Origin of the sequence: Vibrio sp. 1874, assembly GCF_033344395.1 — a bacterium.
In the GTDB taxonomy this organism is placed as follows: domain Bacteria; phylum Pseudomonadota; class Gammaproteobacteria; order Enterobacterales; family Vibrionaceae; genus Vibrio; species Vibrio alginolyticus.
Genome location: NZ_JAWPOR010000027.1, coordinates 21,199 through 34,155, shown reverse-complemented (window position 1 = coordinate 34,155; position 12,957 = coordinate 21,199). Strand labels below are relative to the sequence as shown.

General features: G+C 40.1%; 18 protein-coding genes. 17 read left to right on the top strand and 1 reads right to left on the bottom strand.

Features of this window, described 5'->3' with window-relative positions:
* Positions 1–119 precede the first annotated feature (119 nt).
* Positions 120–926, bottom strand: a complete 807-nt coding sequence (locus tag R8N46_RS23480) for a Bro-N domain-containing protein (protein WP_049879046.1) — start codon at positions 924–926, stop codon at positions 120–122.
* Between the two features lie 296 nt (positions 927–1,222).
* Between R8N46_RS23480 and R8N46_RS23475 the strand changes: the two genes are divergently transcribed.
* The 17 genes from R8N46_RS23475 to R8N46_RS23405 all read left to right on the top strand — a co-directional run bounded on the left by R8N46_RS23475 (position 1,223) and on the right by R8N46_RS23405 (position 12,440).
* On the top strand, positions 1,223–1,501 hold the full coding sequence (locus R8N46_RS23475; RefSeq protein ID WP_115386111.1) for a hypothetical protein: 279 nt from the start codon (positions 1,223–1,225) through the stop codon (positions 1,499–1,501).
* A gap of 134 nt (positions 1,502–1,635) precedes the next feature.
* Complete coding sequence (locus tag R8N46_RS23470) at positions 1,636–2,190, top strand: hypothetical protein (RefSeq protein ID WP_115386110.1); 555 nt, start codon at positions 1,636–1,638, stop codon at positions 2,188–2,190.
* 263 nt (positions 2,191–2,453) lie between these two features.
* The gene (locus R8N46_RS23465) at positions 2,454–2,693 is read left to right on the top strand and encodes a hypothetical protein (RefSeq protein ID WP_180764723.1); all 240 of its coding nucleotides are present in this window, start codon (positions 2,454–2,456) and stop codon (positions 2,691–2,693) included.
* A 345-nt stretch (positions 2,694–3,038) separates the two neighbouring features.
* On the top strand, positions 3,039–3,311 hold the full coding sequence (locus R8N46_RS23460; protein WP_025580535.1) for a hypothetical protein: 273 nt from the start codon (positions 3,039–3,041) through the stop codon (positions 3,309–3,311).
* 161 nt (positions 3,312–3,472) lie between these two features.
* A complete protein-coding gene (locus tag R8N46_RS23455; protein WP_017448465.1) occupies positions 3,473–3,757 on the top strand; it encodes a MazG nucleotide pyrophosphohydrolase domain-containing protein in 285 nt (94 codons plus the stop codon).
* Positions 3,758–3,903: 146 nt separating this feature from the next.
* Entirely contained in the window at positions 3,904–4,356 is a 453-nt protein-coding gene (locus tag R8N46_RS25780; RefSeq protein WP_115386427.1) for a hypothetical protein, read from the top strand.
* 1,332 nt (positions 4,357–5,688) lie between these two features.
* On the top strand, positions 5,689–5,919 hold the full coding sequence (locus R8N46_RS23450; protein WP_115386107.1) for a hypothetical protein: 231 nt from the start codon (positions 5,689–5,691) through the stop codon (positions 5,917–5,919).
* Between the two features lie 147 nt (positions 5,920–6,066).
* Positions 6,067–6,387 (top strand): immunity protein Tsi6 family protein, encoded by a 321-nt coding sequence (locus R8N46_RS23445; protein ID WP_050918646.1) that lies wholly within the window; start codon positions 6,067–6,069, stop codon positions 6,385–6,387.
* 150 nt (positions 6,388–6,537) lie between these two features.
* On the top strand, positions 6,538–7,455 hold the full coding sequence (locus tag R8N46_RS23440) for an FRG domain-containing protein (protein ID WP_115386105.1): 918 nt from the start codon (positions 6,538–6,540) through the stop codon (positions 7,453–7,455).
* A gap of 158 nt (positions 7,456–7,613) precedes the next feature.
* Positions 7,614–7,934, top strand: coding sequence for a GFA family protein (locus R8N46_RS25775; RefSeq protein ID WP_220273028.1), 321 nt, complete (start codon positions 7,614–7,616; stop codon positions 7,932–7,934).
* A 791-nt stretch (positions 7,935–8,725) separates the two neighbouring features.
* On the top strand, positions 8,726–9,208 hold the full coding sequence (locus tag R8N46_RS23435) for a nucleotidyltransferase domain-containing protein (RefSeq protein ID WP_115386103.1): 483 nt from the start codon (positions 8,726–8,728) through the stop codon (positions 9,206–9,208).
* A 136-nt stretch (positions 9,209–9,344) separates the two neighbouring features.
* Positions 9,345–9,752 (top strand): hypothetical protein, encoded by a 408-nt coding sequence (locus R8N46_RS23430; protein WP_054577321.1) that lies wholly within the window; start codon positions 9,345–9,347, stop codon positions 9,750–9,752.
* 157 nt (positions 9,753–9,909) lie between these two features.
* The gene (locus R8N46_RS23425) at positions 9,910–10,176 is read left to right on the top strand and encodes a hypothetical protein (RefSeq protein WP_054730732.1); all 267 of its coding nucleotides are present in this window, start codon (positions 9,910–9,912) and stop codon (positions 10,174–10,176) included.
* A gap of 167 nt (positions 10,177–10,343) precedes the next feature.
* Positions 10,344–10,784: a hypothetical protein gene (locus R8N46_RS23420; protein WP_115386102.1), complete on the top strand. Its 441-nt coding sequence runs from the start codon at positions 10,344–10,346 to the stop codon at positions 10,782–10,784.
* 159 nt (positions 10,785–10,943) lie between these two features.
* Positions 10,944–11,306 (top strand): VOC family protein, encoded by a 363-nt coding sequence (locus R8N46_RS23415; protein WP_005386966.1) that lies wholly within the window; start codon positions 10,944–10,946, stop codon positions 11,304–11,306.
* Positions 11,307–11,451: 145 nt separating this feature from the next.
* Positions 11,452–11,802: a hypothetical protein gene (locus R8N46_RS23410; protein ID WP_140134588.1), complete on the top strand. Its 351-nt coding sequence runs from the start codon at positions 11,452–11,454 to the stop codon at positions 11,800–11,802.
* Positions 11,803–11,930: 128 nt separating this feature from the next.
* On the top strand, positions 11,931–12,440 hold the full coding sequence (locus R8N46_RS23405) for a hypothetical protein (RefSeq protein ID WP_005377016.1): 510 nt from the start codon (positions 11,931–11,933) through the stop codon (positions 12,438–12,440).
* Positions 12,441–12,957 lie beyond the last annotated feature (517 nt).

Below are 12,957 nucleotides of genomic sequence, written 5' to 3'. Positions count from 1 at the left end.
ATGCGTTGGTTTAAGTGATTAAGGTGGTGTGCGGCGGCTTCAGTATTGCGTTGCTCACCCCTTAACAGGGCGTTAGCTGCTTAGGGGGTACTTAAAGTCCCCCAATTGAGAGTGCAGAGTTATAAAGACTTAGCAGCGTTTAATGTTACGATGTCAAAGTAGTGTGATTTCGTTCTATCATCGTTTGTTATGATTATGTGCTGGCCTTTGTGTGATAGTTTTAAATTATCACATGCACCTAGAAAGTTGTCTCTTGGCATTTTTATATCCGGGTTTAAAGAGAGAAACTCGTCCATACACATAAGCCCAGTTAGTTGTTCGGTAGTTTCTAGGCTTTCAAGTCTTAAATTAGTTTTACCTTTGAACTCTTCAGTATCGTTCCGCAAGTTGTGAGTGTCTTCTTGGATTTTCTTATGCTGAGCTTTTATTTCATTGATGTCTTTTATAGCGTTTCCGAGTCCAGTAGCTATGTGAGCAATCATATGCATTGAAGTCTCTGAAACGTCCATAGTTGAGAAGTCTGGAGTTGTTACAGTGGTATTTTCTGGTGCTGGATACTGTTTATATTTTCTAAGTGATGGTAAAACATCATAGAAAAGCCAATCTTGGAACTGTATTCCCGCAGCGGAGTCATCTCTAGATAATAATCGGTACAGCCCAGGCTCGGTTACACAGATTTCGCTTTGCTCTATACCTGTTTGGGGGTGTGGAAGGATGAAGTTCTTATGCTCTTTTGGTTTGAGAAATTTGGTTTGGTTTTTCAGCCTAGTTGCCATTGATAGGGCTGGCTTATCGCCATTAAGCTTCTTCTCTTCTTCGCCGAGGGCCATTAGAACGTCTGTTAAACAGGTGAACAAAATATCTTCATGTTCAAATGTCCTAATAACGTGGTTGTCTTTATATTGCAAAGTGAAAAAATCTGTCATGTTCCTTGTGCTCTGCTACTACTCACATACTAAATATTATGCACTAAAATTTACTGCGAAAACATATGTATTGCATGCCAATTTGCAACGCAGCTAACAAAGCATTTAAGAGTGATTCTCAACGCTTGGCATTTTTCATTCCATCGTTGAGTTCAGTGTTTACGGTGGTATGGTTAAGTTTCGTGGTCGCGTTGTTCACACCTTAATGCGGCGTTAGGCGACATGAGATAAACGATAGAGTAGTGATAGTATCTTGGCGTGAATCTAGCTTCAGTTAATAGAAAAGGAGTGGATTAATGAATGGTAAAGCATTTGATAATTGGCAAAAATCTCGAAAGAAAGGATGTTTAAATTGGCTTTTCAGAACAACTTTCGTCACAGCCATTTTGTACATGATTTTTAATGTTATTTTCCTTTATCCATCTTCTGACGCGGCAGGCATTACGATTTTCTTATCGGATAATGCTCTTAATTACTCAATTTACACTATCGGGATGTTTTTCGCATTTTGGGCTATTTGGCTATACAACGAATCTTCGTATGAGAAAGAAGTTAAACGTAGAAATGTCGCCTAACAAACTGTTCAAGAGGGATTCGCAACGCGTGGCATTTTCACTATGCGTTGGTTTTTGTGTTTAAGGTGGTATGCGGCGGCTTTGGTATTGCGTTGCTCACCCCTTAACAGGGCGTTATATTCTAAAGGAGCATCATGGGGCATACGATAGTTTTTAATAAGATATTCAGTGATGCAATGTTATTAGAACAAATTGTATCGGGAAGCCGTAGTTATATCGAGGCATTACATAGCTCATATTCCAATGATAAAACATATGACTATGAGATTACTGAATTGGATTTTTCCTATGACGAATATTTAGGTTGGCTGCACGAAAATGTTAGCTCATTGCTAATTCAATGTGCAACTAAAACTAGAATATATAAGGACACATACTCTCCTGATGAAGAACCTGAAGAAGGGGAAGCGTTTTACTCATCAGACATTGAAGCATATGAATATTTTCCAAATATAGTTGAAGTGATTTCTGGTAAGTTTAGACATTCACTAAGAGAGTGTTGTAATAAAATTATTCATGCTGAAGCTTTTGAGTTGGAACTAGTAAGTAATGAAAGCACTAAAAAATACTGGAATGGGTTTTGTGTTTTAAAAGGTACGTTTAATCAGCATAGCTGGAGCATTAAATTAGACGTCCGAAAATTTTGTATGGCAATTCGGTATTACTACGAAGTGGAAAAAAACTGGTAGTAACACGCAATGAATATAACAAAGCGTTTAAGAGGGATTTGGCACGCGTGGCATTTTTAGTATGCGTTGAGTTCAGTGTTTATGGCGCTTTGCGGAAGCTTTTTTATTGCGTGCCGGCACCCCTTAACGCGGCGTTAGTTGCCAACGAGGAAAACGCAGCTTAAACAGAGCGTTTCGAGTTAAAGTCAGTGTGTTTTTGGTGGGGTTTCGTACTTCAATTTTGAATCGTTCGGGTTTGTGAAAATCGATCTCAGGTTTCTTTTGTGGTTGGATTTTCTGTTTCAGAAACCGATTTGCTTGTTGAAAGTCAGCTCTGTGATATTGTCTTTTCAAATGAGCTTTTTGGTGTTGTTAGTCCGTTTTCTACGGCGCTAACTGTTCCAAGTGGTTTCAGTGACAGGCGCTTTGAAGCTGCGCCTGATTTGAGTCTATCAATGCACATAAAGCTGGTGTTGGCAAAACGGCAATCAACTTCAAATCAAAGCGTTAGGTTTGGCAACTAACAAAGCATTCAAGAGGGATTCACAACGCTTGGCAGTTTTGGTTTGAATTGGCTTTAGTGTTTACGGCACAATGGTTTAGTTTGGGTGGAATGCGTTGTTCACCCCTTAATGCGGCGTTAGGAGTCAGGAGGATATATCGAAACTTCAACTTATATTTCAGTCATTGCAACTTTTATTGCTTTACTAGCATTGGTCGTTTCAATTTTGCAATTAACAGCAGGGAGAAAACACAATAGATTATCGGTAAGACCTTTCGTCATATCTCATATAGAAAGGGATGATAATACTATTCTAATTTACCTCCGTAACGATGGTTTAGGTCCTGCGTTAGTTAAGAGTTTCTATGTGAAATTAGGCAATAAAGAAATAGTGAATCCGAATACCGACCCTTACAAGAACTGGTTTTTGTTTGGTGGTAGGGAAATCATTAGTTTTGAGTACGAATACTTTATACCAACGGTAAACTCGACCATAAAGGCTAATGACAAAGTACAACTACTTAAAGTTACTTTTGGAAAAGTGGAAGATGAGCTATTAGATTTAGTAGAAGAACAGTTTAGCTTTCGAATTACTTATACATCTATGTATGAAGATAAGTTATTCACTTGTGGTGTGTAAACTCCTAACAAAGCGTTTAAGACGGATTCCCAACGCTTGGCATTTTTGTTTTGCTTCGGTTTAAGTGTTTACGGCACAATACTTTAAGTTTGGTGGTATGCGTTGCTCACCACTTAACGCGGCGTTATACGCTTTATGGGAAATGATACACAAAGGACGTTATGAAGTTATCTGAGTTACAAAGTCATATAAAAGAATTCGATTATGCGCCAGAGCAATCTGAACACTATTTTTTAAAACTAATCGAAGAAGTTGGCGAATTATCGGAATCTATTCGCAAAGGTAAAAGTGGGCAACCAACGCTAGATGAACTTAAAGGTTCAATCGCAGAAGAGTTATATGACGTCTTGTATTATGTTTGTGCTTTAGCCAATATTCACGGTGTAAACCTTGAGAAAACGCATGAACTAAAAGAAGTATTGAACAAGGTTAAGTACAACCGATAGAACGCGTATAACAAATTGTTCAAGAGGGATTCAGCACGCGTGGCATTTTTACTATGCGTTGGTTTTAGTGATTAAGGTGGTATGCGGTAGCGTCGGTGTTGCGTGCTTCACCCCTTAACAAGGCGTTAGAAGTTTTAGGAATAAGTATGGGACGCAGGAGAGAACTAGGTAGTATTGCAAGCGGTATTATTGGCTCGTTTCGGAGTAGAAACAATGATGTTGAAGGTTATTGGGGCATCGGTAAGCTTTACCTGTCCGTAGACCACCTTCAAAGCAAGTGTGTTTCAATAGACCTTTGCTCCCAACAGATTGCTCCATATTACCCGCACTTTGACCTAATGACTGAACGCTATTCAAAGATGTTTAAAGGGTTGCTTGTAAAACATTCAATTCCGTTTGAATGGGTTCGCTCAGCATACGTTTACGTTGAATTTGAAGCAGAATATGAGGAGCGTCATCACAATTGGCGGAGTGCATTGGGAAATCCGTGCAATCTCGTTTGTGTAGTCATAGATGACAATGGCAAAAGTCATGTTGCTCGTGCGTATACAAACTGTTTCCCACATGACGCGAAAAGGGAAAGTCGGAGCACTAGGTGAGCAAACTTCTAACAAATTGTTCAAGAGTGATTCGCAACGCGTGGCATTTTCACTTTGCGTTGGTTTATGTGTTTAAGGTGGTATGCGGCGGCTTCGGTATTGCGTTGCTCACACCTTAACAAGGCGTTAGGCGACGGGCAGGAAAGTTCTTTATTTTCATCTTCTTAGTTCCCTTTGGCAATTCATTTTTCTTAGTCGGCAGTTCAGGATTGTCTACTCAAATTCTTGAATCTCTCTGGCTGTAAAACATGCCGAGGTTCGCGAGTTGCCTCATCGGTTTTCACAGTCGGTTGGTTGTGAATCTCGCGGGCTTAAAGTGTGGAAAGGACAAGTTAATCGAGGCTTTTGTTCTCGCTTTAAGTTTGCAGCTTTACGTCTCGCTTCTTCAAAAGCGACTTGATCGCTGAAAGTCTGTATTTCGTGGTTGTTGAAATTACGGCTGAAACATAGTGACTTTTGTTGTTCTTGAATCACAAAAAGTCAGCGGGTGTTTGGTAGCTTATTTTGTTTCGGGTAATCTGCTTTCAAACCAACTTAAAGACTGGTGGGAAACTTCGCCTAACAAGGCGTTTAAGGCGGATTCACAACGCTTGGCGATTTTAGTTCAAGTCAGCTTAAGTGTTTAAGGTACAATGGTTTCGGTTTGGTGGTTGGCGTTGTTCACCACTTAACGCGGCGTTAGTACGGGTTTGACATCAAAGGTCATAAGCTTTGGTGTTTATCTGTTTTGGCGCTCGTATTTACACCTTTCAGTTAGTGCCTTTCACGTTCTTTCCGGTGGCACTATATGCGAAGTGTTCGCTTTGATTTCATCGTTTACGGCTTCTAACTCTTAGCCTGTTTCTTTGGTGCTTCTTCATTTTCGTGGTGGCTTTTGAGAGAACCTTGATGACTTTTGTTGTGGCTGTTGAAGTGCGAGGAAAGAATCCTTTTCTAATTTGAAGCAAGTGAAAGTAGGGCAGTTCAGTGCGTTTTTCTTCTAGCCAACTTTCGTCTTTCAATCGGGGTAAAGTTTTGTAGCTGCCCGTCTCACTTCAGTGTTCAAAGCCTTTCATATCATCTCAGTTTTCAATATCTTGGAGCGCATAAATAGAAGTAGCGCATGTACTAACAAATTGCTTAAGAGTGATTCGTAACGCGTGGCATTTTTACTTTGCGGTGGCTTATGTGATTAAGGCGCTGTGCGGTAGCTTTTGTATTGCGTTACTCACACCTTAGCAAGGCGTTATTACTCAATATGTATATTGGTCGCAATAGGTGGTTTGATTGTTATGAGAGCAAGTTCGCTTTTGTTAGTGTTAGGGAACAAGCTAAAAATTTCAGGCTCTTAAAATGCTAGATACTTATTTGTCTAACACTAAAACTCTTCTCATCGAGTTTGTTAAATGTTATCTAGCGGCGGTTGTCGTTATTGGTCTGAAAGGTGAGCTATTCAATATCGCCTTAAGGGTTTGGTCTGATAACCAAATGTCTTTTTATGGTGGCGGTTTGTGGCAAATCACTTTGGTTTTAGCCTTCTTTATCACTTGCTGTGTCTTGTTTAACAAGTACTGTCCGGAATAGTCATTATAATTGCGTCATAACAAAGCGTTTAAGGCAGACTCCCAATGCTTGGCGTTTAGTATTCAAAGTTGGGTTAAGTGTTTACGGTGTAAAGGTTGAGGTTAGGTGGTTAGCGTTGCTCACTACTTAACGCGGCGTTATGAGTCAATGGAAGTTATGACCCAAGAAAACGTAAAAATAGATATCTGCAATCAAGCAATAGAAACCCTTAAACTGAATCGCAGTGTTTTACAGCCTCAGTTGTTTGATTCCATAGAAAAGCAGTTAGAGTGGTTAATCTCTTACTTTGAAGGCACGTCTAATGAAAGATCAAAGTTGTTTGAACTAACTTTTGGACATTATTCTGCCCGAGAAATTGATCCTAGAGAGCGTGATTTGGTCGATGCACTGAATAAAGCGTTTTATGTCGCGGTCCAAACTAGGAGGGGATTAAAATTGGAACTGAGTGAGTTGGGAATTGACTCATAACAAATTGTTCAAGAGGGATTCGCAACGCGTGGCATTTTCACTATGCGTTGGTTTAAGTGATTAAGGTGGTATGCGGTCGCTTCGGTATTGCGTTGCTCACCCCTTAACAAGGCGTTATGTTTTTACGAAATTATGAGTTATTGACATAGTATGGAAGTTATAGAAATCAATGGAGCTAAAAGCTTCTTGAAAGCCGTTACATTTGAAAATCCAAAGTTTCCTAAATACAAAAATGAATCAAGAAAATATATATTTAGAGGTCAATCAGACGCTAGTTGGGAGGCAGTGCCATCTGCATTTAGAGCGAACAGTAGACTGCTTACTGATGGAAAGCTACCATCGCTAAGCTGGAGAACAAATAGGGATCAAATTGAAGCTGAGTTTTATACATTGAGTATGTTTGCGGAAGAATTGAATCGTAATGGTTTCCACTTGCCTAATGAAGATGTCCTAAATATTGACACTTATGGGAGAGGGTTTATCAAATTTATCACGGAAATAGGACGTGGTGAGGCAGTATGGCCTCCTCGGAGTTTTCATTCTCTTATAGCTATTGCACAACATTACGGAATACCAACAAGGTTTTTGGATTTTACATATGATCCTATGGTTGCCCTGTATTTTGCAGTAAAGGGAGCGATGGAAAGTAACAATAGCGGCTTTATATCTCTGTATGCGATCCATTCTCAGGGCTTTAACATTCGCAGTTTTGACTTTGAACGCTCTGTTGATGATAGATTTGGGAACTCTCCAACGAGCGGTCAAGAGAAAAGCATATATCAGGTCATCAAGTCTCCGACTAGTTTTAATCATAATCTAAGAAGCCAGAAAGGCCTTTTCTTGGCGTATATCGAGAAAGAGTTTAGGGCTAATGATATTCTTAACCCAGAGTCTTTAGACCAATATATTATGCGCACAACTAATTTTGATGTTAACTATAAATTTGTTACTAAAGTTAGTAATGCACCTAAATTATTGAAACTTTTACATGATCGTTTCTATTCTGCTAGTTCATTGTTTCCTAGCATCGAGGGTTGTGTGCAAGGTTTGTACGAACAAAAAACATAACAAAGCATTTAAGAGTGATTCCCAACGCTCGGCATTTTTGGTGTCATCGTTGGTTTTTGTGTTTACAGTGGTATGGGTAGGCTTCGTGTTAGCGTTGCTCACACCTTAATGCGGCGTTATAGCCCCTCTGAGACTATTCATAAGGATATGGTGCAGTTGTGAGTAACGAACACTCTTTTAAAGCGTCTTGTCACTGTGGTGCAGTACAAATTGAATTTCAAAGTAAATCTGTGGAGCTGGAACAATACGAGTGTTCCTGTTCTATTTGCACTATTCGAAACTCAAAAATGACGCCTGTTCCGTTAGCATTTCTCCAAGTTAAATCTGGTTTGAACAATTTAACTCTTTATCAATTTCACACGATGACGGCAAAACACTACTTTTGTAGAACCTGTGGCATTTACACTCATCATCAAAGACGCTCTAGGCCTGACCAATATGCGGTGAATGTTGCATGTATACATGGGGTAGGAAAGTAGAGCAACGTCGGGCACGGGGCTCTAACTAATTGTTCAAGCAGACAGCTAACGTTTGGCGATTTTGGTTTGGTTGAGTTTAGTGATTACGGTGGCTTTATTTTGGGTGCAGTGGCAGTTAGCTGCTACTTAACAAGGCGTTAGTTGCCAAGAGGATAAACGTAACCAAATCAAAAGGTTTAAGGTTAGAAATGCTAGAGTTTGGAAGTGAATTTCTAGGCTGCAAATGGTTAATCTCGGTTTGGTAATGTCATTTTTCAGCTTCAGTTTTTGGGCAAATGAAAACTCACTTGTTCTTTGTTTTTGAAGCAGTTTGTACAATTAAAACGACATTACTTGTTGAAAATTCGCTCTTTGAGTTTGTCGCTTCAAAAGCTGAATTGCTTGCTGAAATGACGTTTTCTTTGGTTTGGTGAGTTCATGTGGTTTCAGTGACTTTGTTGAACCTCCGCATTGTGAGATTGTCGGCACAAAAGCGCTTTTTGGTGTTGTTAGTTCGTTTTCTGCGGAGTTGCATGTTCTACGTGGTTTCATTGAGTAGCTGCTTTGAAACTGCGCCTGACTTAAATGCATCAAAGTACATATCTTTTGATGTTCGCAAAGTTCAATTTGTCATAAAATCAGCGTTTTGGTTTGGCAACTAACAAACGCTTCAAGACGGATTCGCAACGCGTGGCATTTTCATCATGCGTTAAGTTTAGTGATTTAGGCGGTTTGCAGAAACATCGTATTGCGTTGCTCACCACTTAAGCGGGCGTTATGGCGCAGGGATAGAATCAGCTAAGGGAAACTATATGAGCGAGAAAGTAAAAGTAGCCTTGAACTGGCTCAAAGGTCTTTTGGAATCGGAGAATATCGAGTATCAAATAGTCGGTGGGTTGGCGGCAACGGTTCATGGTGGCAGTCGTGAAGTCGCAGACATCGACCTCTATATCCACAATTCAGATGCAAAAAAAGTATTAGCTCACGTTTCACAGTATGTTTCTAAGCCACTTACTCGTTACTCGGAATATGGCTGGGACTTAGAGTATTTTCAGTTAATCTATCGAAATCAAAAAATTGAAATAGGTTTGGCTCAACATACCAAGATCCAATCTTCACTGGACGGTTCGTGGCACCAACTTGAAATCGACTTCTCAAAGTCAGTTGTCAAAAGCTATCAAGGTATTGAATTACGGGTCATTCCAGTATATCAGTTGGTTGAATATAAGCGAATATTGGGTAGGGAAGTAGACCTCATAGACGTTCAGCAGTTAGCTTCAAGTTCAGCGCCATAACAAAGCATTTAAGGGTGATTCTCAACGCTTAGCATTTTTCATTCCATCGTTGGGTTTCGTGTTTATGGCGCATTGGTTTAGGTTAGGTGGTGGCGTTGTTCACACCTTAATGCGGCGTTAGCTGTTTGAGGAAAAAATGAGAAAATTCGATAAGCCGCTATTCTGGCTGTATATAAAAACAAGAGACTCATTGTTGTCATCTTTTAAGGGCTTTCTGGGAATGCTTTTAGTGTTGATCGGGGCAGCAGTAGTTTTAGGTAATGAATCCCCTGAGAATGTCTGGATTTCGGTGGGAATCATTTTATTAGTATCTAGTCTTCCAGTCTCAATGGGCTTGATGATGGTAAAGTTCAAATTTAAGAGCTTTGCTGGATCAATACCTACAGCAGAACTAGCGTACTTCTTACAGCACGATGAAGGTGCAAACTCAGATAAAGCTGTGAGAGGTTTATTTTCGTTATCCCTATCTTTTATGATTTACCTTTGGTTTACGATGGTAGCTATCGCAGCTCTTGGTATGTTGGGAGCAAAGCTCGTGTTGTAAAACACAGCTAACAAACTGCTCAAGAGGGATTCGCAACGCGTGGCATTTTTACTATGCGTTGAATTTAGTGATTAAGGTGGTTTGCGGCGGCTTAGGTATTGCGTTGCTCACCCCTTAGCAGGGCGTTATGTAAATCATGAGAATAAGGAGAATTGAGATGGAATTATCAGAAATTAAAGCGAAAATAATTGAGCTATTGGATGCTCAACTTGAACAAAAGTTTGAAGAATCAGATTTATCTGCGAGGCATTACAGTTTTACTAGCCCTGACTACGACTTCTCTTTTTCAGTATCACTTGTAAGGAATGTCAGCGAAACTCAATTAACTAACCGAATAAATCGCTGTATCAATAAAGCGAAAGAAGTTTCAAAACCTAATACACATTTTCAGTTTGACGAAAACTGTGGTTTATATATCGTTTAATTTCAGAAATTTACATAACAAACTGTTTAAGAGTGATTCGCAACGCGTGGCATTTTTACTATGCGTTGCGCTTAGTGTTTAAGGTGGTATGCGGCGGCTTTGGCATTGCGTTGCTCACACCTTAACAGGGCGTTATAGCTCAAGTAACTAAATAGTATAGAGATTAAATGAAGAACAACCTAATAATTGAGCTTTTATGTGCTTTGCTCCTTGGTGGCATTTCTGCGAGGATAGTTGCTGAGAGTAGCGGGAAAGAAGCTTTAAATACCTACATAAAAGCAATAAATCCCGGAGATCCCGTTTTCATCTATTTGGCAGTGCTAGGCGTTGTCTCAATGCTCTATTTAGCTCTTGCCAAACAGCAAAGTGCACAAACACAGTTTTCATCGGCTACTCACGACATAATCGAGCCGGTTGCGAGAAGAGTTGGGTTTTCTCTATTAGGTGTATATCGTACGATTTCTGGAGGGTATCTGTTTTCAAGCGTGTACATAGTTACAGCATATCCGAATGAAACAACATATCCATTTTCCCTATTTGCCCTAGGATTGTCTGTAATAATTATACTTGCTTGTTCCGGTATCGAATATTTGTGTAGAGAGCTATAACAAACGCTTTAAGACGGATTCGCAACGCTCGGCGGTTTTGGTTTTAATTGGTTTTTGTGATTACGGCGCAATAATTGAATGTTGTGGTAACGTTGCTCACCACTTAAGCGGGCGTTATGTACTTTAAGGAAAATTGTAACCAACTCTAAAGGATTGAGAGTGATAGATCATTTTGAAATTAAGGTAGTTGCATTCGAAGAATGTCGTGTGTTTTACAAGAATGTGCTAGAGCCATTGGGTATTGAACTCAAGTGGTCAGATGAAAATGCTGCTGGCTTTGGGCTTTCGAGCGAGCCAAATGTAAGGTTTCTAATTGAAAAAGGCGTCAGTAATTCTAAGTGCCATATTGCTTTTTCTGCATCAAACAAATTACAAGTTTCTGCGTTTCATCAAGCTGGGCTATCTTTAGGTGGTAAATGCAACGGTAAGCCTGGTTTACGAAAACACTATGCTCCAAACTACTACGCTGCGTTTTTGATTGACCCTGAGGGCAACAATGTGGAGTCAGTAGTGTACCTTTAGCACGTACATAACAAATTGTTCAAGAGTGATTCGGCACGCGTGGCATTTTTACTATGCGTTGGTTTTAGTGGTTAAGGTGGTATGCGGAAGCTTCGGTATTGCGCGCCTCACACCTTAACAAGGCGTTATGCTCTAGGAGGGAATTTTGCTCAATTTACTGAAGAAAGTGGTGCTAATCAATCTTGTTGCAGCATTGATTGTTATTCTCTTAGCTCAGTTTGTCCCCTTCTTTGCTACTACTCAGCCAGTCGACTTTCTGTTCTTCGTTGTTATCGTGAACTGGGTTTTAGCAAAGCTTATGTGGGAAGGTGGCGTATATAGTAAAACAGCGCATATGGATGATTCTAGAACAGATAAAGTTTACAAAATGGTAGAAGGTCATGATTTCGAAGAAGACCAACGAGAGCAGCATAGAATGAACTTCCAGACAGGTTTGGTTTTCTTTATTGCAGGGCTTCCAGCGTTTGTCACTTGCTTAATTCTCCAATTTCTTTGAGTACGAGCATAACAAATTGTTCAAGAGTGATTCGGCACGCGTGGCATTTTTACCATGCGTTAGGTTTGGTGGTTAAGGTGGTATGCGGAAGCTTAGGTATTGCGTGCCTCACACCTTAACAAGGCGTTATGTTCTTGGAGGACGTGGTGGAGTATCAAAGAGATAGGGTAACTTTTAGCGTTTTCCATAAACTTGTTGTAAAGCTATATAAGGCTCTCATATTCAAACTTTCAAACAAAAAAGAGAAGCTAGAGTGGCAGTTAATATTGATAGCCGATTGTTTACGAATCATCGGGCTATGTAGGTTGGCTTATTGGATGGCTTCTAAAGTGCAAACTTCAACGTCTAGCGTTAAGAACAAGTTCTGGTCAACCCATGCTTCAGGTATAGCTCTGCAATATGCAGGTGACATGATTGGCGCTGAAAAAGAATTCCTAAAAAGCCAGGATTTTGCTTGTGAGCTCTCTTTGAGTTTTAGTTTACAGCATTTGGGTAAATTGAACGTTGAGCTTGGCAACTATGAACTGGCTGAGCAACAGTTCATAGAAGCGTTGGCAATTCGAGATAAATTGAAGCGGACTGACTTGGTAGAGTCGACTAACCGGGCAGTTCGAGGACTACAAAAGCTACGAACATAACAAACTGTTTAAGAGTGATTCAGCACGCGTAGCATTTTTGATATGCGTTGACTTTAGTGTTGAAGTGCCATGCAGCAGCTTGGTCATTGCGTGCTTCACACCTTAACAGAGCGTTAGTACGGGTTTGACATCAATGGTCTTAAGTTTTGGTGTTTATCTGTTTTGGCGCTTGTCTTTACATCTTTCAGTTTGTACCTTTCACGTTCTTTCCGGTGGCACTATATGCGGAGTGTTCGCTTTGATTTCACCGTTTACGGCTTCTAACTTTTAGCCAATTTCTTTGTCGCTTCTTCATTTTCGTGGTGTTTTTTGAGAGAGCTTTGATTACTTTTGGTGTGGCTGTTGAGTTACGAGGAAAGAATCCTTTTTTAATTTAAAGCCAGTGCAAGTCGGGCAGTTCAGTGCGTTTTTCTTCTAGCCAACTTTCGTCTTTCAATCGGGGTAAAGTTTTGTAGCTGCCCGTCTCACTTCAGTGTTCAAAGCCTTTCATATTATCTCATTTTTCAATATCTTGGAG